This window comes from Jeotgalibacillus aurantiacus, from assembly GCF_020595125.1.
Classification (GTDB): domain Bacteria; phylum Bacillota; class Bacilli; order Bacillales; family Jeotgalibacillaceae; genus Jeotgalibacillus; species Jeotgalibacillus aurantiacus.
In genome coordinates, this window is sequence record NZ_JACNMS010000002.1 from 221,915 (window position 1) to 243,169 (window position 21,255).

Here is a 21,255-nt window from a genome sequence, read left to right on the forward strand (position 1 = left end):
AATGAGAGAGTTTATTTATTCCTGGCTGGAAAACCGGATTTTTTTATGGTTATTGTTTTTAGTGAACCTCGGGGGAACGATATACGGTTATATCTGGTATGAACCACAGTTATCTGAAACAAAACCGGTCTTTTACATATTCGTGCCGGACAGTCCGACAGCAAGTCTCTTTTTTACGATCGTTATTTTCTTTTATCTGATTGGTAAGAGGTGGAGACTGATGGAGGCGCTCGCGATTATCACGCTGTTTAAATATGGGATCTGGGCTGTCGTGATGAACTTCTTGACCTGGCAGGTAACCGGCAACTTAACGCCGGACATGTGGATGTTAATATTCTCGCATTCGGCAATGGCCCTGCAGGGTCTCCTGTACGCCCCATACTATACGTTTAAAACCTGGCACCTGATCGCAGCCGGCATCTGGACACTGCACAATGACGTCATTGACTACGTATTTATGCAATACCCTGTTTACTCCCGTTTGGAAGAAATGATCATGGGAATCGGTTATTTTACTTTCTGGCTCAGCGTTGCCTCGATCTTTATTGCCTGGTTACTTGTCCTGAGAAATAATCGTTACGAAAGATCTTTACAGTTGACGACTTAATGAAACATCCCTTGCATAATTTAGATTATGGAGGGGAGTCTATGTACAAATTAACGGTTTTATTTTCCGGTTCATTAATTATTCACACTCTTCAGGATCTGATTCACTTCATCATCGGGCGTTCTGAAAGTATGCATCCGATGCTTTTTCTGGGATTATTTATTTCAACTTCGGTTATATCAACGTTGTGCTATGTTTCATGGCGAAAATATGTCGGAGAAAGAAATAGAAAGAATATTCGTGATCATAACAATTGACACTAAATGAGCAGCAAAGGTAAAATTTAATCAAACGTATGTAATGGAGGGTCTGAATGGAAATTTTGATTTATTTCGCACTGATTTTAATTTTGCCGCTATGGGCAAACAGCCGTGTGAAAAGGACGTATAAGAAGTATTCAAAAGTTCAGACGACGGCATATATGACCGGTGCCGAAGTAGCAGAACGAATTCTTCACGATAACGGGATCTATGATGTGACTGTAAAGCCTGGCAGAGGATTTCTGAGTGATCACTATAACCCCCGTACTAAAGAAATCGTATTGTCCCCAGATAACTATCATGGAATGTCAGTGGCAGGTGCTGCTGTAGCGGCCCATGAAGTGGGACATGCTATTCAGGACGCACAGGACTACGCTTTCCTGAGATTCAGACATAAGCTTGTTCCGGTTGCGAATCTCGGGTCGAATTTTTCATTTATCCTGATTCTTGCGGGTATTTTGTTAAGTTCTGCAGAATTCATGCTAGGTGGTATTGTTTTCTTCGCAGCAGCAGTTTTGTTCCAGTTCGTAACGCTGCCGGTGGAGTTTGATGCTTCGAATCGTGCGATGAACGAAATGGTCAGCTCAGGGCTGATCCGTAATGAAGAAGAACCACATGCCAAGAAAGTATTAAACGCTGCAGCTCTGACATATGTCGCAGCAGCGCTGATCGCATTACTTGAACTTCTTCGTTTCATCCTGATGTTTGTCGGAATGAACGGAGACGATTAAAAAAGACTGCTCTCATGCAGTCTTTTTTTTGTTCTAATTATGTTTTTTGTTTCCATTCCCATCATTGGGACTTAGATATCTATCGGTTTTTTGTTTTCGTCGAGTGTGAAGCCTTCTCCGAGTACATCGTGAACGTCTGTGACAGATACAAAGGCGTGTGGGTCAACGGAGGTAATAATATTTTTCAGACGGACGAGTTCATTACGGCCGACTACGCAATAAAGCACTTCCCGTTGTTCCTTGGAATAATGCCCGTATCCCGTCAAAACGGTTACACCACGATCCATCTCTGAAGCAATTTTGTCAGCAATCTGTTTTTGCAAAGGTGAGATGATCATCGCACCTCTTGCCGTGTAGGCACCTTCCTGCATGAAGTCAATGACTCTCGCACCAACAAAAACAGCAACTAATGTGTACATCCCCTCACGATAGTTCAAATACGTCAGTAGCGAGAGTAAAATAACACCTGCGTCAAAGATGAACATCGTCCGCCCCATACTCCAGCCAATATATTTTTTAGCTAGACGGGCTATAATGTCCACTCCACCGGTTGTTCCACCGTATCTGAAAATAATACCAAGTCCGATTCCGATAAAAGCACCGGCAAAGAGTGCTGCGAGAAACAAATCATTTGATAACGGAATGCTGAACTGATAAATATAAAATACCTCCAGAAAGATCGATACGCCGACTGTCCCGATCAGAGTATACAAAAAGGATTTTCTTCCAAGAAGTTTCCAGCCGATTAAAAATACAGGAATATTCAGCAATAAGTTCGTTATGGAAGGTTTCCAATCGAAAATAAAGTATAATAAAAGCGTAATTCCGGTGAAACCTCCTTCAGCTAAGTTGTTCTGAATGTTAAAATGAACAATGCCGAAGCTGAATACAGCGGATCCGAATAAAATAAATAAAATGTTTTTTAATTTTAAGCCAAACAAAACATTTTCCCCCTTTCTTTAACATGTGTATTTTGGATAACCGGTTTTACGGAACCTTTTGATAAAGCCACAAATAATTATAGTCGAGGTATACAGATAATAGCAATGCAGGGAGAGATGAAAATGAGAAGTGAAAAAACACTCGGTGACATGCAGCAGGAAGTAGACGATTACATAGGCCAGTTTAAAGAAGGTTATTTCAGTCCCCTTGCCATGCTCGCGAGAATGTCTGAAGAACTCGGAGAGCTGGCGCGTGAGATTAACCATCACTATGGTGAAAAACCAAAAAAGAAAACTGAAGATGAAAGCACCATTGAAGAAGAGTTAGGTGATCTGCTTTTTGTCCTAACATGTTTTGCAAACGAGCAGGGGATCAGCCTTGAAAATGCCCATAACCGCGTTATGAAGAAATTTACTACACGAGATAAAGACCGCTGGACGAAGAAGGAGGAAGCGTAATGGAAAAAATATCAGTCGTCATTGCCGGACCGAGAGGGAAAATGGGAAGGGAAGCAGTTCAGCTTATTGAACAGTCTGAACATCTTACGCTTGCAGGTGTGATTGACCGTAAATATGATCAGCAGCTATTAAGTGAGCTGGACGGATTCAGTTCTGATGTGAAAATTTATACGGATCCGGGTCTCTGTTTTGATGAAACTATTCCGGATGTACTGGTCGATCTGACAACACCTGAAACAGGTTATCTCCATGCCAGAACAGCTCTGCAGCACGGCGTTCGCCCGGTGATCGGAACAACAGGATTTACGAAAGATGAACTTAATGAACTGAAGGAGCTGTCCAAAGAAAAAAAGCTTGGAACCATTATCGCTCCGAACTTTGCTGTAGGTGCCATACTTATGATGAAATTTTCACAGATGGCAGCCAAGTACTTCAGTGACATTGAAATCATTGAAATGCATCATGATCAGAAGCTGGATGCACCGTCCGGAACGGCTTTAAAAACAGCAGAAATGATTCGTGAACAGCGTTCATCCAAAAAGCAGGGACACCCCGATGAAAAAGAAACGATTCAGGGTGCCAGAGGGGCTGAAATGGATGGCATGAGGGTACACAGTGTAAGACTTCCAGGTCTTGTCGCTCATCAGCAGGTCATGTTTGGAGGAGAGGGTCAACTGTTGACAATCCGCCACGATTCTCATGACAGAAAATCATTTATGTCAGGTGTTAAGCTTTGTATCGAAACGGTTATGAATCTTGAAGAACTTGTATACGGCGTCGAAAATATTCTGGATTAAGGGGTTGTTTTGACATGAGAATCGCACTGATTGCACACGATGAAAAGAAAGAGGAACTTTTGACATTTGTTGACCTTCATAAAGAAGAGTTTGGGCAGCATGAGTTATTTGCTACAGGTACAACTGGAAAACGAATTACAGAATTGACCGGTCTTCCGGTACACCGGTTTAAGTCAGGACCGCTTGGAGGAGACCAGGAAATTGGTGCGAGGATCGCCAATCAGGAGCTCGATGCTGTGTTCTTTTTCCGTGATCCGCTGACGGCACAGCCTCATGAACCTGATGTATCAGCACTTGTCAGACTCGGTGATGTTTATAAAATTCCGATGGCAACTAACATCGGTACAGCAAAAATTCTGATTCAGGGAATTATCAGAGGTGAGATAGAGCATGGCTGATATTTTAGCAGTCGGCGCACATTCCGATGATATTGAAATCGGGATGGCCGGTTCGCTCCTGAACTGGCGTGCACAGGGGAAAACCAGTGTTCTCTGTGATCTGACCCGTGCGGAGCGCTCCTCTAATGGCACACCTGAAAACCGGCTGCTTGAAGCGGAAAAAGCAGCGACTCTTTTAAGTGCTGATAAAAGAATTAATCTCGAAATGCCGGACCGGAATATTCAGCTGAATGAAGAAAACATAAACGCGCTCGTAAGCGTTATTCGTGAAGTGAAGCCTCAGGCAGTGTTTGCTCCTTATTATATCGATCGTCATCCTGATCATGGAAATGCCTCACAGCTCATAAAAGAGGCTGTTTTTTCAGCAGGGATACGAAAAATTTTACCGGAGCATGCACCCCATAAGGCGAAGCTTTATTATTATATGATCAATGGTGTACATAAACCGGATTTTGTTGTTGATATATCCAGTCTGATCGTGCGTAAACAGGAAGTACTGATGGCTTATAAAAGTCAGTTTACTCCTCTAGACGGTGTAGAAACCCCCCTCACCGATCAATATATCGAAAGTGTGATCGCAAGGGACAAAGTGTTTGGAAAAGAAGCAGGAGTTAAATACGCAGAAGGCTTTATCAGCCCTTTTCCCCTCATATTGAATCGTGAAATGCTAGGAGACTGATTATGAAATTAAAAATCGGCATAACCTGTTACCCGACAGTTGGAGGGTCCGGTGTTATTGCAACAGAGCTTGGAAAACTTCTTGCTGAAAAAGGACATGAAATCCATTTCATCACATCAAGTATTCCATTCCGGCTGAACAAAATGTATTCAAATATATACTTTCACCAGGTTGAGGTGAATCATTATTCTGTTTTTCAGTATCCTCCCTATGATATTGCACTGGCTAATAAAATGGCGGACGTGATTGAAAGGGAAGAGCTGGACATTTTGCACGTCCATTATGCAATTCCTCATGCGGTCTGTGCGATTTTAGGTAAACAGATGGCAAAGTCGAACGTAAAAATCGTAACAACGCTTCACGGTACTGATATTACGGTACTCGGTGTTGATGATACGTTAACAAAAGCCATCCGGTTCGGAATAGAAGGTTCTGATGAGGTAACGGCAGTTTCTCACGCGCTGGTTGATCAGACAAGCAGCCTGATAGCGCCGGATAAGACTATTCATGTTTTATATAATTTTGTGGATGAGCGGATCTACCGGAAAGTTCAATCTGACTATTTGAAAAAAGATTACGGGATTCAGGAACATGAAAAAGTGATCATCCATGTATCCAATTTCCGAAAGGTGAAGCGCGTCCCTGATGTCATCGACGTATTTGCCAGGATCAGGTCTGAGATGCCGGCGAAATTAATTCTAGCCGGTGATGGTCCTGAAATGTCAGCAGTCTTAAAAAAAGTCGATGAATTGAAGTTAAAAGATTCCGTTTTGTTTCTTGGAAAGCAGGATAACCTTGAGGAACTGTATTCAATCAGTGATCTCATGCTGCTTCTATCAGAAAAAGAAAGCTTTGGCCTCGTTGCACTTGAAGCGATGGCGTGCGGTGTCCCATGCGTTGGTACAACTGCAGGAGGCATTCCGGAAGTCATATGGGACGGAATCAACGGTTATACAGCTGAAGTAGGGGATATTGAAACCTTAAGTGAAAAAGCAATCCGTCTGCTGGGTGATGAGACACTCCATGCTTCATTTTCAAGACAGGCGGTAGTCACGGTTCAAAATGATTTTCATTCGAGTACCATCGTCAAGCAGTATGAGAAACTGTACCTGAGTCTTCTGGAAGAGGGTAGTCTCAAATGAATCCATTATTCGAACAGGCGAAACCTGTTTTGAAAAGCCTTGAATCATCCGGATTTGAAGCCTATTTTGTTGGAGGATGTGTAAGGGATCATATTCTTGGTCGAGCGATCCACGATATAGATATTGCCACTTCTGCGACACCTGAAGAAGTGAAGGGTGTATTTGAAAGAACGGTTGATGTAGGAATTGATCACGGGACAGTCCTTGTATTAACGGAACTTGGGCAATATGAAATCACTACTTTCAGGACTGAATCAGCATACACAGATTTCAGACGGCCAGATCACGTATCCTTTGTCAGATCACTGAAGGAAGATCTGAAAAGAAGGGATTTTACCATTAATGCGATGGCGATGACTGCTGATTACAAGATTATTGATTTATTTCAAGGGACGACAGATCTAGAGAGAAAAATCCTTCGCACAGTTGGCTCTGCTGATGAAAGGTTCTCAGAAGATGCTCTAAGAATGTTAAGGGGAGCAAGGTTTGCAGCTCAGCTTGGATTTTCTCTCGATCGTGACACCCGGCAGGCCATGATACAACTGGCCCATCTGCTTGAGCATGTGGCAGTTGAACGCAAACGCATGGAGCTCGATAAACTGCTTGCAGGAGCACATATGATTGCCGGGTTGAATGTGTTGATGGAAACAGGGCTCTTACCTTATTTGCCCCGGCTTTTGGAAGGACAGGATACGATCGACCGTTTAACACAAGTTGACTGGACTGTGTTAAACGGTGAAGAACGCCTGGTCCTTATATACGCTCTGGACAAAAAGGATCATGTGAAACAGCTGCTGAAGGCATGGAGGTATTCAAATCGTTTTATTCAAAAACTTCACTCCATTTATGAGCTTTTGTCAGTCAGAAAAAAAGGATATTTTCCAATTGAAATCCGCTATCAGTATGACTTGGAACATCTCATCTCGGCTGAAAAAATATACGCCGTTGTTCATCAAATTCAGCCTGATCTGGAGAGAATACGCAAGGATCATGAAAAAATGCCAATCAGATCTAAAAAGGATATAAAAGCAACCGGGACAGACCTGATCAGCTGGACAGGACAAAAAGGCGGCCCGTGGGTAAAAGAGGCGTTAAGCCAGATAGAGATGGACATACTGTATCAGCGATTAGGAAACAGTGAAGCAGAGATTAAGGAATGGGTGAAAACATGGTTTCTGAAATCAGACGATCAATTTTAACAGCACTATCCTCCGGTGGGGACCAGTTCCTGTCGGGTCAGGAGCTTGCTGAAAAAGCCGGCTGTTCAAGGACAGCGATCTGGAAGCATATTGAGGATTTAAGACAAGCGGGGTTTGTGATCGAGTCAAAAAGAAAAAAGGGTTACCGTCTCGTCAGTAAAGGTGATTCAATAAAAGAAAGTGATTTATTACTTGGTTTGAAGACTGAGACGCTTGGCAGAACGGTTCATTATTTCGAGTCAGTTGAATCAACACAGAAAATTGCGCACCAGTTGGCGCAGGAGAAGGCTCCGGAAGGTACGCTTGTGATTGCTGAAGAACAGGTAACAGGCCGGGGGAGAATGGCCAGACAGTGGCATTCACCGAAAGGGACCGGAATCTGGATGAGCCTGTTATTGAGACCGCTCCTTCCCCCGCAAAAGGCACCTCAATTCACTTTGATTGCTGCTGTAGCGATCGTGGAGGCAATCAAAGAAGTTTGCGAGCTGAAGGTAGATATTAAATGGCCGAACGATCTTTTAATCGAAGGAAGAAAGGTGACTGGCATCCTCACAGAACTTCAGGCGGACAGTGAACAGATTCACTCACTGATCATTGGAATGGGTATTAACGTGAATCAGTCCCGGGAAGATTTCCCGTCTGAACTGAGTTCGATCGCAACTTCACTCGCCATTGAAGGCAACAGGCAGTTTTCACGTTCTTCCCTTATTCAGGCCATAATGAAGAATCTTGAAACGTATTATGCCATTTACATGGAAGAAGGTTTTGTGCCGATCAAGGCTAAATGGGAATCATATGCTGTAACGATTGGAAGGACCATCACCGCCCGGACATTGAACGATGAAATCACAGGTTATGCTTCTGGTATTACGGAGGAAGGCGTCCTGCTATTAGTCGATCAATCAGGTAAAACGCATAAAATCTACTCTGCAGATATCGAATAAAATTTTATTTTGGCAGGAATTGCGCATGATCTGTTATACTAACGGTGGGCAGTATCATTGTGAACTGCACCTTTGCCAATAGCTGAAAACAAAAAAATTCTGCCTTGATCCATTGTGACAGGGACAGAGGATCGAAATGAAAACACGGTATCCTTCTGTCTACAACGGAAGGATTTATTTATGTGTTCATTTTGCACCCCTCTGAATGTTAAGGAGGAGAAATGGTGAAAAGTACGACTGATTTTTTAAAAATGAAACAGAATAACGAAAAGATCTCAATGGTGACAGCCTATGATTTCCCCGCGGCAAAAGCGGCTGAAGCTGCCGGAATCGACATGATTCTGGTCGGGGACTCATTAGGAATGGTTGTTCTCGGTTATGATTCAACCGTTCCCGTTACGATAGAAGATATGATTCATCATACAAAAGCGGTGAAACGCGGCGCACCGGATTCATTTATTGTGGTAGACATGCCGTTTATGACTTATCACCTTTCAAGAGAAGAGACGCTCAAAGCGGGAGCAAGGCTTCTTCAGGAAACAGGGGCCCATGCTGTAAAAGTTGAAGGTGCTAAAGATGTTGTACCGATGATTGAAGCGTTGACTGATGCAGGCATCCCTGTGATGGCACATCTTGGATTAACCCCTCAGAGTGCAGGCGTACTTGGTGGCTTTAAGGTACAGGCAAAAACAGCCGAACAGGGAAAACAGCTGATAAAAGATGCTGTTGACTGTCAAAATGCCGGTGCTTTTTCAGTTGTCCTGGAGTGTATCCCACAGCAGATTACAGAGCAGGTTTCAAAAGAACTACAGGTGCCGACAATCGGCATCGGTGCAGGTGTTCAGTCAGATGGCCAGGTACTTGTTTTCCATGACCTTATCGGTTACGGAGATCACAGGCTCCCTAAATTCGTTAAAAAATACGGAGATGTGTATCCTCAGATTGTAGATGCGTTACGACACTATCATGAGGATGTAAAACAGGAGGTATTTCCTTCAGCCGAGCATTCCTTTAACCTGAACGAAGAACAGCGGATCGCCTTGTATGGAGGAAATGGAAAGTGAAAATTATTCAATCAGCAGACGACATGCAACAGCTCTCGCGTTCATTAAAGCGCGAAGGGAAAACAATCGGCTTCGTTCCGACAATGGGTTTTCTTCATGAAGGTCACTTGCAATTAGTGCAAAAGTCCGTTTCGTCATGTGACGTGACAGTGATGAGTATTTTCGTGAATCCTCTTCAGTTCGGACCGGGTGAAGACTTTGAGCGATATCCGCGGGATTTTAAGCGGGACTCAGAACTCGCAGAGAAGCATGGCGTTGATTACTTGTTTTACCCGGACGTAAAAGAACTTTACCCCGGGGAATTATCAGTGCAGCTAAAAGCAGCAAGCCGCGTTGATGTCCTGTGCGGTGCATCCCGGCCGGGTCACTTTGACGGGGTGGTGACGGTTCTTACGATTCTCTTTAACCTTGTGATGCCGGATAAAAGCTTTTTCGGGCAAAAGGATGCCCAGCAGGTAGCCGTCGTTCAGGGACTTGTATCAAGCTTCCGGATCCCTGTGGACATTGTACCGGTTGAAACGGTTAGAGAAGCAGACGGACTGGCAAAAAGCTCACGTAACGTTTATTTATCTCCACAAGAAAGAAAAGAAGCGCCGATGATTTATAAAGCGCTCACCGAGGCGAAAGCAGCGTATCTCGAGCATGGCATAGATGAAGCGTTACAAACAATCAAAAATGAAATCAGCAAAACATCAGGTGTGATTGATTATGCGGAAATCTGGTCTTATCCGGATCTGCACAAGCCGGTGGAAAAGACCGGTCAGATCATCATTGCAGCGGCTGTAAAGTTTGAGAAAGCACGTTTGATTGATAACATCATATTTACAGTAGAGGAGGAGTCATCATGTTTCGGACAATGATGAGCGGTAAAATCCACAGAGCGCGTGTTACAGAAGCGAATCTAAATTATGTTGGCAGCATTACAATTGATGAGGATATTCTGGATGCAGTTGGTATGTATCCTAATGAAAAAGTTCAAATCGTCAATAATAATAATGGTGCAAGATTTGAAACGTATATTATTAAAGGTGAAAGAGGCAGCGGTGTCATGTGTGTAAATGGTGCTGCAGCAAGACTTGTTCAGGAGGGAGACGTCATTATCGTCATCTCTTATATGATGATCCAGGACGAGGCGGCAAAGCTTCATAAGCCGAAAGTGGCCATTATGAATGAGAAAAACGAAATTACTGAAATGATCGATTACGAGCCTCAGGCAACCGTAATGAATTAAGTTGACGTTAAGAAAAAGGCTGTGAAGGTGATGGAATCAAAAAAATTAGCGGTGGTTGATATCGAAACGACCGGCAATTCGGTTAAAAAAGGAGACCGTATGATCCAGATTGCGATCGTCCTGATTGAAAATAATCAGGTAGTGGAAACCTGGTCATCCTTCGTCAATCCGATGCAGCCTGTTCCGGTTTTCATCACGGAGCTGACGGGGATTAAAAATCAGGATGTTACAGCAGCTCCTTCATTTGAACAAATCGCTCCCGAGGTTTTATCAAAACTGGAGGGAGCTGTTTTTGTTGCCCATAATATTCATTTCGATCTCCCGTTTTTAAATGGGGAACTGAATCTTGCAGGGTTTAACAGCTGGTCCGGTCTCGTACTGGATACTGTTGAGCTCTCAAGAGTGCTGTTGCCTACCGTCGGGAGTTTTAAGCTGACGGACCTGACAGCTGATTTCGAGCTGGATCATGACCGGCCCCATCAGGCTGACAGCGACGCTCTTGCTACCGCACAGCTGTTTTTATCTCTCGTATCAAAAGCTCTTACAATGCCGTTAGTCACACTCGAGCGGCTGGCAAGGGAGTCCGTTTACTTAAAAAGTGATATCCATGTGTTGTTTAATCACCTGATTGCTGTGAAAAAACAAAAACTTGAGGATCTGCCCGCGCATTTGGAAGTGTTCAGAGGGATTGCGATCCGGAAAAAAGTCAGACCTGATCGTAAAACGGATCAATACGGTCCACTTGATGCGGAGCCCTTCCTGAAACAGCTGCTTCCCGGCTATGTAAAACGCGATGCCCAATTAAAGATGATTCATCATATTCTGCATTCATTTGAGCAAAAAAAGCATGCTGTCATTGAGGCAGGAACAGGAATCGGTAAGACGCATGGTCTGTTGATTCCTGCGGTGATAAAAGCCAGAGAGGGTCACCGAACAGTGATCACGACCCATACGCTTCATCAACAGGCACAGATGCAGGACAATGCAATCAGAGACATTCAGCGTTTACTGAACGGATCTGTTCAATTTGCTGTGTTAAAAGGCAAGAGCAATTATATACATATGATGAAATATGATCAGTCCTTGCAGGAGGAAGATCCTCAATATGACATCGTCCTGACCAAGATGCAGATTCTGACCTGGCTCACTGAGACCGAAACCGGAGACGGGGATGAATTAAACCTGACCGGGGGAGGTTTACTGTTTTGGAACCGTATTTCCCATAATGGCTGGTTTCTGAACCGGGAGGAAGACCCGTGGGAGAAACATGATTATTTCGCCTGGTCTGTATCTCTTGCAAAAGAGGCTGATGTAATCATTACGAATCATTCCCTGCTTGCGTCTGACCAGCTGAAGGATCAGAAGCTCCTGCCTGACTATCAATATCTGATGATTGATGAAGCTCATCATCTCGAGGATGTCAGCAGAAAGCAGTGGGGTGTTCAGCTGGACTTTATGAAAATTAAATTTGCCATCGGTCAGCTGTCACCATCATCTGGAGACAGCATTTACACGAGACTGCAGGCAGCGGCAAAGAAGGCAGGCGTGTCCACTGCAGAAGGCGAAGTGGAATTTGACAGGCTGAATGACGAGGCGGATGCTTCCTTTCATCAGCTTGGAACCTGGTTTAAGACAAACGTTAAGCGGAAGCCGGGCGTCCAGAAGCATATGCTTGCGCTTGATCCGGATGTAAAAGAATCCAGGGACTGGTTGAAGATATCATATGCCTTTGAACGTTTTCTCGCTGAAATGAAGAATTGGCGAAACATGCTTGAGACGATGCTTGATCAGTTGCGTAAAAACCGTTCGAAATTAACGGATAAACATAAGGCGGATGTTGAAGAAGCCTATGCGTTTTTGCAGGAATGGCATGAGATGATTGAGATGATCCGCAATTTGTTTATACGCTCGTCAGATCATCTTGTGATTTGGGCAGAAGGCGATATGCGATCTATTCCAGGCAGCCTGACCATGTCAGCGAGGGAAATTGACATCAGCAGGAAAATAAAATCAGCATTTTTCAAAGACGAAATGCCTGCTGCAGCAGTCAGTGCGACGATAACAGTCAATAATAGCTTTCAGTATTTTATGAATGCAACCGGTCTGACGCATTCCTCTGCTGACTGTTTAGCGCTTTCTTCACCTTTTGATTATCAGAAACAGGTCAGACTGATGGTACCGGGGGATTTGCCTGATATCAAGGCTGTTTCCCCTGAGGAATATGTTGAATGGATTACGAGTCATCTTTCTGTTATTGCGGAAGCAACAGCCGGCAGAATGCTCATATTATTCACATCTCATGAAATGCTGAGAAACACTTATGAACTCATAAAAGAAAGTAATTTGATGGAGGACTTTGTTCTGATCGCACAGGGGATAACAGCAGGCAGCAGGGCAAAGCTCTCAAAAAACTTTCAGAAATTTGATAAGGCGATCCTCTTCGGGACTTCGAGCTTCTGGGAAGGGCTCGATATTCCGGGGGAAAACCTGTCATGTCTGATTATGGTCAGACTGCCGTTTTCTCCACCTGATGAGCCGTTACTACGTACGCAATGGGAAATAGCAAAAGCAAATAACAGAAATCCATTCAGTGAAATATCCCTTCCGAAAGCTGTATTGCGATTCCGTCAGGGGTTTGGACGGTTAATCAGGCACGAACAGGACCGCGGTGTTTTTATCGTTTTTGACAGAAGGATCATCACTGCTTCCTATGGGCGTGCATTTACAGACTCCATTCCCTCCATTGATGTCGAAGAAAGGAATCTTGATTCTATCATTGAGGAAATTGAACATTGGCTGTAAATACACGGTTGAAACCTGTTATACTGTATGAGTGAATATGAAAGTGGAAAGTAGTGAAAATATGGGTGAGAAAATTGAAATAATGTCGACAGTCACGGTCCAGCACACGCCCGATCTTTATAAAATTGTGGATGCGCTGAACAGGACATTGAAGCATCAGGATTTAATGTTCGGACTTGCACTGGATAAAAATGACGATAAAAAAGCTGTGTTTACGATTTACAGGACGTAGGTGAATAACAGATGAAAAAATGGATCCTCATTTTGAGTTCATGTTTCGCTGTATTTCTCACTACCTTAATTATCCTGTTTTTCATTGCCAGACATCCGCTTTCAGACCAGCTTAATCAGGCGGAAGAGATTGCCCGTTCCGAGTTTAATATCACTGTTGAAGATAGCTATCATTTTAACGGCAGTGAAGTATACTCTATTGTGAAAGGAACGGATCCGGAAGGGGAACAGCTGCTTGTTTTTATTCCGGAAAACGATGAGCTTGAGATCGAAATGAGACAGCTGGATGAGGGAATTGAAGAGGAGGAGGTTCTTTCAATGCTTAACGCTGAAGATGAACCCGCAAAGATCTTATCTTCAAAAATCGGATTTGAATCCGTTGGGCCTGTCTGGGAAATTGTTTATAAAGATCAGGAAGATACGTTGAACTATTATTACGTTAAATTTGATGATGGAGAATGGTGGAGAACCATTCGTAATTTATAAGGAGATGAACCGCTTTGATGAATGAGTTTTTAGCTGACAGAGTAAAAGTATTAACACCTTCGACGACCCTTGCCATAACAGCAAAAGCAAAAGAACTGCGTGCTGAAGGAAAAGACGTCATCGGACTTGGTGCCGGGGAACCGGACTTCAATACCCCTGATCACATCATTGAAGCGGCTTACGAATCAATGAAAGCAGGGCAGACAAAATATACACCTGCTGCAGGTACTGCTGAATTGAAAAAAGCGATTATGGATAAGTTCCAAAAAGATCAGCACTTAAGCTATGAGCCTGCTGAAATCTTTGTAGGCAGCGGTGCAAAGCATGTACTGTATAACCTGTTTCAAGCTGTGCTGAACGAAGGAGATGAAGTGCTGATCCCTACGCCTTACTGGGTCAGCTATCCAGAACAGGTAAAGCTTGCAGGAGGCAACCCTGTTTTTGTGGAAGGATTGGAAGAGAATGATTATAAAGTAACGGCAGAACAGATTAAAGCTGCTGCTACTGACAGAACAAAAGCTGTCATCATTAATTCCCCGAGCAATCCAACCGGTATGGTTTACACAAAACAGGAGCTTGAGGAGATTGGCAAAGCCTGTCTCGAGCTTAACCTCTTGATCGTGTCTGATGAGATTTATGAAAAGCTTTTATATGGCGGGACGAAGCATTTTTCTATTGCTGAACTGCTGCCTGAACTTAAAAATCAAACAATCCTTGTAAACGGGGTATCAAAATCCCATTCAATGACAGGGTGGAGAATTGGTTATGCAGCAGGAGACAAAGCCATTATTAAAGCGATGACCAACCTTGCTAGCCATTCAACTTCAAATCCTACGACAACGGCGCAGTTCGGTGCGCTTGCTGCTTATACAGGCACACAGGAGCCCGTTGAAGTCATGCGTCAGTCGTTTGAAAAGAGGCTTGAAAAAGTGTTTGATCAGGTAACGGCAATACCGGGCTTCAGATGTAAGCGACCTCAGGGAGCTTTTTATTTATTCCCGAATGTCATGGACGCAGCAAAAGCCTGCGGGTTTGAATCAGTGGATGATTTTGCTAAAGGCCTGCTTGAAAAAGCAAATGTAGCTGTGATTCCCGGTTCAGGATTTGGTGCACCGGAAAACATCCGCCTTTCCTATGCGACTGACCTGAACTCATTTGAGGAAGCGTTAAAACGCATCAGACAATACGTAGAGACGAATCAAAAGAATTAACGTGACAGCGCATTGAATCACACGTTGAACAACTGTATAATACGTAAAGGAAAATAACAGGCGGTTTTAACCGTCATAAGTCGTTGGAGGGAAACACTGTGAAGATATCAATTGCTCAGGCAGGAAGCTATGTCGGCCAGGAAGTGAAAATTGGCGCATGGCTTGGAAATAAACGTTCAAGCGGTAAAATCGCATTCTTACAGCTGCGTGATGGCTCCGGATTTATCCAGGGTGTGGTTGTAAAAAGTGATGTTGGAGAAGATATTTTTCAAAAAGCAAAAGGGCTGACTCAGGAATCTTCACTTTATGTGACAGGTGTAGTGAAAGAGGACACAAGATCTCCTTTCGGATATGAGCTTGAAGTCAAGGATGTTGAAGTGATTCATCAGGCTGTTGACTACCCGATTACACCGAAGGAGCACGGAACTGAGTTTCTGATGGACCATCGCCACCTGTGGCTGCGTTCAAACCGACAGCATGCCGTGATGAAAATCAGAAATGAAATTATCCGCGCTACTTATGAGTTTTTCAACCAGGAAGGCTTTGTAAAAGTGGATCCGCCAATCCTGACAGGCAGTGCGCCGGAAGGAACATCTGAGCTTTTCCATACGAAATATTTTGATGAGGATGCCTATCTTTCTCAAAGCGGACAGCTGTATATGGAAGCTGCTGCTATGGCGCTTGGTAAAGTTTTCTCGTTCGGACCTACATTCCGGGCAGAAAAGTCAAAAACACGCCGTCACCTGATTGAATTCTGGATGATTGAACCTGAGATGGCTTTTTATGAATTCGAGGATAACCTGAAGGTTCAGGAAGAGTATGTATCTTTTATCGTTCAGTCTGTATTGAAAAACTGTCAGCTTGAATTGACAAGACTCGGAAGAGATACTTCCGTCCTTGAAAAAATCAAGGCGCCATTCCCTCGTATTACGTACGATGCAGCGCTTGAATTCCTTCATGAAAAGGGCTTTGATGATATTAAATGGGGCGATGATTTCGGTGCGCCGCATGAGACTGCCATTGCAGAAGCATTTGACAAGCCGGTATTTATCACACATTATCCTACAAGCCTGAAGCCATTTTACATGCAGCCTGACGCTGAGCGGGAGGATGTAGTGTTATGTGCCGATCTGATTGCTCCTGAAGGTTATGGAGAAATCATTGGTGGTTCAGAGCGTATTCATGATCTTGAACTACTCGAGAAGAGAATTGAAGAACATAAGCTCGAGCCTGAGGCTTACAAATGGTATACCGAATTACGTAAATACGGTTCCGTACCACATTCAGGGTTCGGTCTGGGACTTGAGCGGACGGTTGCATGGATCAGTGGCGTTGAACACGTCAGAGAATCCATTCCATTCCCACGACTGCTTAACAGACTGTATCCATAATTAGAATCAGTGTAAAAGACCGGATATGCTTAAATGCAATTCGGTCTTTTTCAAACCACGGATCGCAGTTTTTTCTATATGAGGAGGTTACACATTGTCACATCAAATACCCTGGCAGGAATGGATTAAGGCAGGGTATACTTCCATTCCGGTTATGCTGCTTGAACACTACAGGAAATTACACCTGTCGGAAACGGAATGTATGCTCATAATCCAGATCCATTCATTTGTCGAAAGGGGTGAGTCGTTTCCAACTCCGGATCAACTTTCGGAACGGATGGCTCTTACCGAATCTGAGTGTTTGAAAATCATTCAAAAATTAATCAAAAAAAATCATCTGAAGATTGAGAAACAGGATATCGACGGGATTCAGACGGAGTCCTATTCCCTTGAACCGTTATGGGAATGTATAATGCTCAAGCTGGCTGAAGATAACTACAGAATAAAAGTAGCAGAAACCATGGAGAATCAGACGGACTTGTACTCCTTATTTGAACAGGAATTCGGCAGACCATTGTCGCCGCTTGAATGTGAGACACTGGCGATGTGGATCGATCAGGATGAGCACTCCACCCTTGTCATAAAGGCAGCGTTAAGAGAAGCTGTTATTTCTAATAAACTGAACTTCCGCTATATAGACCGCATATTGTTTGAATGGAAGAAAAAAGGTATTAAATCAGTTGAGGAAATAAGAAAACACAGCGAAAACTTCAGAAAGCCTGCAAAAAAACCCGAAGAATCATCTGAGGGACCTGCCCCGTTTTACAATTGGCTTGAAAATTAAATACAACAAGGGGGGAATCAGATGCTGACCAAAGTTCAAATCAGGGAATGCCTTGACGAAATGGCTGAGATGTTTCCTGATGCACACTGTGAACTGAACCATGAAAATGCATTTGAGTTAACGATCGCGGTACTTCTTTCTGCACAATGTACAGATGCCCTCGTTAACAAAGTGACGGCAGATTTATTTAAAAAATATAAAACACCGGAGGATTATCTGAATGTGTCTCTTGAGGAGCTGCAGCAGGATATCCGCTCTATCGGTCTTTATCGTAACAAAGCAAAACACATCCGCAATTTATGTGAGAGACTGATCGAACATTATAACGGTGAAATTCCTGAGGACCATGCTGAACTGCAGACACTGCCTGGAGTTGGAAGGAAAACGGCTAATGTAGTGATGTCAGTTGCGTTTGACTGGCCTGCCATTGCGGTTGATACCCATGTTGAGAGAATTTCAAAAAGGCTTGGTATGTGCAGGTGGAAGGATTCCGTACTCGAAGTTGAAAAAACATTGATGAGAAAAGTGCCAAAGGATGAATGGTCTGTTACGCACCATAGAATGATTTTTTTTGGCCGCTATCACTGCAAAGCACAAAATCCAAATTGCAGTCAGTGTCCGCTCGCTCATTTATGCCGGGAAGGTAAAAAACGTTTAAAGAAGGTGAGCGGATCATGACGGAGTACGAATTGCATCAAGCATACAGACATCCTCTGTTCTATGATGAAAAGGATCAAACAGTCGTCAGACAATCTGCCTTTGAACCGAGTTTTATAGAGGATATGATTGCCCGGGCTGAAGAAGAGACACCGTGGGATGATATTGAAAAGTTGATTCCGGTTATCATCGGGGAATGGAAGCGTCTTGCAGATGTGATGAGACCACTTTTTGAAGATCGTCCAAAGGAGACGCATGATCTAATGGTAAAAGGGTTATCCCTGTTTTTAACACTTCTTTTCTGGACAAATGAAAAATATGTGAATGTGTATGACTGGGAATCTGAGCTGGATCATCTTGAAGTTAAAATTGTAAACCCGAAAGAAAGAATTCAGTTTGTTTTAAAAAGACCTGCCGTTTATTTTTCTTTCATTCAGCTGGATGAGATGATGACTGAGATGCATAAGATGGCTGCTAAAAAAGTTGCCATGAAAAAAAAGAGCCGCTAGGGCTCTTTTTTTGTAGGTTTTATTGTCCGCTTTCTTCTTCTGAAGTACTGTCGGCAGTGCCGTCTCCTTCAGGGTTTTCCGGTTCTTCTTCAGTTGGGGTATCAGTATTTTCATCGGTTGAGCCATCTGTAGGCGCTCCGTCTTCTGTGCCGCCATCACCGGTTTCACCATTATCATTTCCGTTGCCGTTGTTTCCATCATTGCCATTTCCTTCGCCGTTACCTTCACCTTGTCCTTCGCCTTCGCCATTTTCACCGTTATTCTCTTCATTATTCTGTTCGTCTTCTTCATTTTGAGAGTCGGTGATTTCAATGTTGACGCCTGCGGATTCGCTTCGTTCGTCACCAGCGATAGCAGTAACAGTAAAGGTGTAGGCTGATCCAGGCTGAGCCTGTTCAACGTTTAAGCCATTCTGCTCTGTTACGGCAAGCTCCTGAGGTTCACCACCATCAACACTTACTGTCACTTCGAATTCTACATTACGGTCATCATTCTCTTCCTGCTGATGGTCCCACGTCAGCTGAATATTTCCATTTTCCTCGTTGTATTCAGCCTGCAGATTTGAAGGAACAGCTAAATCATCAATAACGAATTCTTCAGATACAGTGGTTGGTTCTGTTCCTCTTACAAACAGTTCAGTTGATTTCTGATCATCCGGTGTGAATTCACTTGCCAGCTGAACAGGGGAGGTGCCTTTTTCAATTTCAACCTCCACAACACTTTCAGGTCGTTCGAAATCCGGTGTTTCAACGCCCTCATGGACGGCAGCCATAATGTCTCTGAATAAATATTGAGAGACGTATCTGTCCTGAGGCGTCAGATAGTTTTCTGTGTTTTTGTTCTGATCATACCCAAGCCATACTGCAGCTGTGTATTGTGTTGAATAACCGGCAAACCATGAATCCGGTGCACCGTTATTAGGAATACCATTTGCCGCCCTGATATCGGCAGGGTAGTTAGTCGTTCCTGATTTACCGGCAAGTGGCAAACCATTTACCTGTGCGAGTTCACCAGTTGAACCTGGCTCCAAAACATCCTTCAACATATCTGTCATCATATAAGCAGTTGAATCCTTCATCACTACTTCATTTTCAGGTTCAGTGTCAATTGAAGAGCCATCTCTGAATTCAATAGACGTGATCGCGTATGGTTCATTGTAAACCCCTTTATTACCAAAGGATGCATAGGCAGCAGCCATATCAATCGTATTAACTTCCGGAGAGCCTCCAATTGCGGCACTTTCACATAATACGTCGCCACAACCATAATTATTAGGGTCAAAATCCCACATCTGCTGTAGGAACTCAGTGCCCTGCTCCTGTCCAACTTCTAAATAAGCTTTAATCGCAGTAATATTTCTTGAGTCTGCTAAAGCATCTCGCATCGTCATAGGTCCTTTAAACTGACCATCATAGTTTCCAGGTTCAAAACCATCTGAAAAAGTATAAGGTTCATCTACAATTGTTTGCGCTGTAGACCAGTCAAGAAATTCAATGGCAGGTGCATAGTCTAAAAGTGGTTTAATCGCTGAACCAGGCTGAGAAGTCTGATCTTTTGCGAAATTGTAACCACGGGCGACCTCTTCACCATATCCGCGACCGCCACCAATTGCACGAATGGCACCGCTTTGTGTATCTAATAATGTAACACCAGCCTGTGCTCTTGATCCATTCATATCAGCCGGAAATTGAATACTTCCATCATTTAATGCACTTTCTACTGATTCCTGGGCTTTCGGATCAAGTGTTGTATAAATTTTCAGTCCATCTTCATATGGATTGACATCTTCAAGCTTTTCAACTTCATCAAGTACGACATCTACGAACGCATCATATTTAGATTCCTCGGCTGAAAGCTGGCCTCTTGCATTTTCCAGTCCTTCACCACGTTCTACGATGCCGTCCATGATATCTGTTTCAATTGCCTGGTTCATGGTTTCTTCATCAATTTTTCCATGGTTGTTCATTTGTCTTAACACAATATCCCGACGTTCCTTAGCAAGATCGGGATTTTCATAAGGATTGTAAGCGTTAGGACGCTGTGGAAGCCCGGCAAGAAGAGCTGCCTGATGAACTTCAAGTTCATTCAGATCCACCCCGTAATAATACTGTGAAGCCGTTCTAATGCCATAAATGCCATCAGAGTAATAGATTTTATTCACATACATCTCGAAAATTTGTTCTTTATCATATTCCTGTTCCAGCTGGTAGGCAAGCCAAGCTTCCTGTGCTTTACGCTCCAATGATTTTTCTGGAGTCAGGACAGATTGTTTGATCACCTGCTGTGTGAGTGTACTGGCACCTTCTGCACCGAATCCTTCTCGAAGATTTGCAAGTACAGCACCCATCAGACGAAAGAAGTCGACACCCTGGTGCTCATAAAAGCGGTTATCCTCGATTGCCAAAACGGCATTTTCGACAGTTGCCGGAATCTCATCATAAGTAACCATATCACGGTTTTCAGCGCCAATGCGGGCGAATACATCACCATTGACATCGGCAATCTCAGTTGTAATTGGATCTATAAAATCCTCTTCATTCAGTTCAGGGGCCTGTGAAGCATAATAAGCGAATAAACCCCCTCCGAATAAAAGCCCTGCAAGACCCAATACAAAAACGGAAATGATAATCCGTTTAAAGATCGAGCCTTTTGATTTCTTTTTCTTCACTTTTTTCTTACTGGAAGACTTTTGAGCATTTCTCTTTTCTTCCCTTGATTTATAGTCAGCCATC

General features: G+C 43.5%; 23 protein-coding genes. 21 read left to right on the forward strand and 2 right to left on the reverse strand.

Going from position 1 to position 21,255, the window contains the following annotated elements; genetic code table 11:
* Nucleotide 1: 1 nt before the first annotated feature.
* Genes H7968_RS05885 through H7968_RS05895 form a run of 3 tightly spaced genes read left to right on the forward strand, consistent with a single transcriptional unit; the run spans nucleotide 2 to nucleotide 1,598 of the window.
* The gene (locus tag H7968_RS05885) at nucleotides 2-607 is read left to right on the forward strand and encodes a DUF1405 domain-containing protein (RefSeq protein WP_227395285.1); all 606 of its coding nucleotides are present in this window, start codon (nucleotides 2-4) and stop codon (nucleotides 605-607) included.
* A 41-nt stretch (nucleotides 608-648) separates the two neighbouring features.
* Entirely contained in the window at nucleotides 649-864 is a 216-nt protein-coding gene (locus H7968_RS05890; RefSeq protein ID WP_227395286.1) for a sporulation protein YpjB, read from the forward strand.
* A 56-nt stretch (nucleotides 865-920) separates the two neighbouring features.
* A complete protein-coding gene (locus H7968_RS05895; protein ID WP_227395287.1) occupies nucleotides 921-1,598 on the forward strand; it encodes a zinc metallopeptidase in 678 nt (225 codons plus the stop codon).
* 71 nt (nucleotides 1,599-1,669) lie between these two features.
* Here H7968_RS05895 and H7968_RS05900 read toward each other — a convergent pair whose 3' ends face one another.
* Entirely contained in the window at nucleotides 1,670-2,539 is an 870-nt protein-coding gene (locus H7968_RS05900; protein WP_227395288.1) for a YitT family protein, read from the reverse strand.
* A 123-nt stretch (nucleotides 2,540-2,662) separates the two neighbouring features.
* On the opposite strand from H7968_RS05900, the gene H7968_RS05905 reads away from it, so the two are divergent.
* The 18 genes from H7968_RS05905 to H7968_RS05990 all read left to right on the forward strand — a co-directional run bounded on the left by H7968_RS05905 (nucleotide 2,663) and on the right by H7968_RS05990 (nucleotide 18,523).
* Nucleotides 2,663-2,998, forward strand: a complete 336-nt coding sequence (locus tag H7968_RS05905) for a nucleotide pyrophosphohydrolase (protein WP_227395289.1) — start codon at nucleotides 2,663-2,665, stop codon at nucleotides 2,996-2,998.
* Entirely contained in the window at nucleotides 2,998-3,795 is a 798-nt protein-coding gene (gene dapB, locus H7968_RS05910) for a 4-hydroxy-tetrahydrodipicolinate reductase (protein WP_227395290.1), read from the forward strand. The genes H7968_RS05905 and dapB overlap by 1 nt, the downstream gene beginning before the upstream one ends.
* Nucleotides 3,796-3,809: 14 nt before the next feature.
* A complete protein-coding gene (gene mgsA, locus H7968_RS05915; RefSeq protein ID WP_227395291.1) occupies nucleotides 3,810-4,193 on the forward strand; it encodes a methylglyoxal synthase in 384 nt (127 codons plus the stop codon).
* Nucleotides 4,186-4,872, forward strand: coding sequence for a bacillithiol biosynthesis deacetylase BshB1 (gene bshB1, locus H7968_RS05920; protein ID WP_227395292.1), 687 nt, complete (start codon nucleotides 4,186-4,188; stop codon nucleotides 4,870-4,872). The genes mgsA and bshB1 overlap by 8 nt, the downstream gene beginning before the upstream one ends.
* A 2-nt stretch (nucleotides 4,873-4,874) precedes the next feature.
* Nucleotides 4,875-6,014, forward strand: a complete 1,140-nt coding sequence (bshA, locus tag H7968_RS05925; protein WP_227395293.1) for an N-acetyl-alpha-D-glucosaminyl L-malate synthase BshA — start codon at nucleotides 4,875-4,877, stop codon at nucleotides 6,012-6,014.
* The gene (locus tag H7968_RS05930; protein WP_227395294.1) at nucleotides 6,011-7,213 is read left to right on the forward strand and encodes a CCA tRNA nucleotidyltransferase; all 1,203 of its coding nucleotides are present in this window, start codon (nucleotides 6,011-6,013) and stop codon (nucleotides 7,211-7,213) included. Before bshA ends, H7968_RS05930 begins: the two co-directional genes overlap by 4 nt.
* Nucleotides 7,183-8,157 carry a biotin--[acetyl-CoA-carboxylase] ligase gene (locus H7968_RS05935; RefSeq protein ID WP_227395888.1) on the forward strand — a complete coding sequence of 325 codons (975 nt, stop codon included), beginning with the start codon at nucleotides 7,183-7,185 and terminating at the stop codon, nucleotides 8,155-8,157. Before H7968_RS05930 ends, H7968_RS05935 begins: the two co-directional genes overlap by 31 nt.
* Before the next feature lie 224 nt (nucleotides 8,158-8,381).
* Complete coding sequence (gene panB / locus H7968_RS05940) at nucleotides 8,382-9,221, forward strand: 3-methyl-2-oxobutanoate hydroxymethyltransferase (protein WP_227395295.1); 840 nt, start codon at nucleotides 8,382-8,384, stop codon at nucleotides 9,219-9,221.
* Nucleotides 9,218-10,081, forward strand: a complete 864-nt coding sequence (gene panC / locus H7968_RS05945; protein ID WP_227395296.1) for a pantoate--beta-alanine ligase — start codon at nucleotides 9,218-9,220, stop codon at nucleotides 10,079-10,081. The genes panB and panC overlap by 4 nt, the downstream gene beginning before the upstream one ends.
* Nucleotides 10,066-10,452, forward strand: a complete 387-nt coding sequence (gene panD / locus H7968_RS05950; protein WP_134371366.1) for an aspartate 1-decarboxylase — start codon at nucleotides 10,066-10,068, stop codon at nucleotides 10,450-10,452. Before panC ends, panD begins: the two co-directional genes overlap by 16 nt.
* A gap of 30 nt (nucleotides 10,453-10,482) precedes the next feature.
* Entirely contained in the window at nucleotides 10,483-13,254 is a 2,772-nt protein-coding gene (gene dinG, locus H7968_RS05955; protein WP_227395297.1) for an ATP-dependent DNA helicase DinG, read from the forward strand.
* 61 nt (nucleotides 13,255-13,315) lie between these two features.
* Nucleotides 13,316-13,486 (forward strand): YpmA family protein, encoded by a 171-nt coding sequence (locus tag H7968_RS05960; RefSeq protein ID WP_227395889.1) that lies wholly within the window; start codon nucleotides 13,316-13,318, stop codon nucleotides 13,484-13,486.
* 11 nt (nucleotides 13,487-13,497) lie between these two features.
* On the forward strand, nucleotides 13,498-13,971 hold the full coding sequence (locus H7968_RS05965; protein ID WP_227395298.1) for a cell wall elongation regulator TseB-like domain-containing protein: 474 nt from the start codon (nucleotides 13,498-13,500) through the stop codon (nucleotides 13,969-13,971).
* Between the two features lie 17 nt (nucleotides 13,972-13,988).
* The gene (locus H7968_RS05970) at nucleotides 13,989-15,182 is read left to right on the forward strand and encodes a pyridoxal phosphate-dependent aminotransferase (RefSeq protein ID WP_227395299.1); all 1,194 of its coding nucleotides are present in this window, start codon (nucleotides 13,989-13,991) and stop codon (nucleotides 15,180-15,182) included.
* A gap of 98 nt (nucleotides 15,183-15,280) precedes the next feature.
* Entirely contained in the window at nucleotides 15,281-16,573 is a 1,293-nt protein-coding gene (gene asnS, locus H7968_RS05975) for an asparagine--tRNA ligase (RefSeq protein ID WP_227395300.1), read from the forward strand.
* A 154-nt stretch (nucleotides 16,574-16,727) separates the two neighbouring features.
* A complete protein-coding gene (locus H7968_RS05980; RefSeq protein ID WP_406566396.1) occupies nucleotides 16,728-17,357 on the forward strand; it encodes a DnaD domain protein in 630 nt (209 codons plus the stop codon).
* Between the two features lie 21 nt (nucleotides 17,358-17,378).
* Nucleotides 17,379-18,035 (forward strand): endonuclease III, encoded by a 657-nt coding sequence (nth, locus tag H7968_RS05985; RefSeq protein ID WP_227395302.1) that lies wholly within the window; start codon nucleotides 17,379-17,381, stop codon nucleotides 18,033-18,035.
* Entirely contained in the window at nucleotides 18,032-18,523 is a 492-nt protein-coding gene (locus H7968_RS05990) for a YpoC family protein (RefSeq protein ID WP_227395303.1), read from the forward strand. The genes nth and H7968_RS05990 overlap by 4 nt, the downstream gene beginning before the upstream one ends.
* Before the next feature lie 19 nt (nucleotides 18,524-18,542).
* Here H7968_RS05990 and H7968_RS05995 read toward each other — a convergent pair whose 3' ends face one another.
* On the reverse strand, nucleotides 18,543-21,254 hold the full coding sequence (locus H7968_RS05995; RefSeq protein ID WP_227395304.1) for a PBP1A family penicillin-binding protein: 2,712 nt from the start codon (nucleotides 21,252-21,254) through the stop codon (nucleotides 18,543-18,545).
* Nucleotide 21,255: the final 1 nt, after the last annotated feature.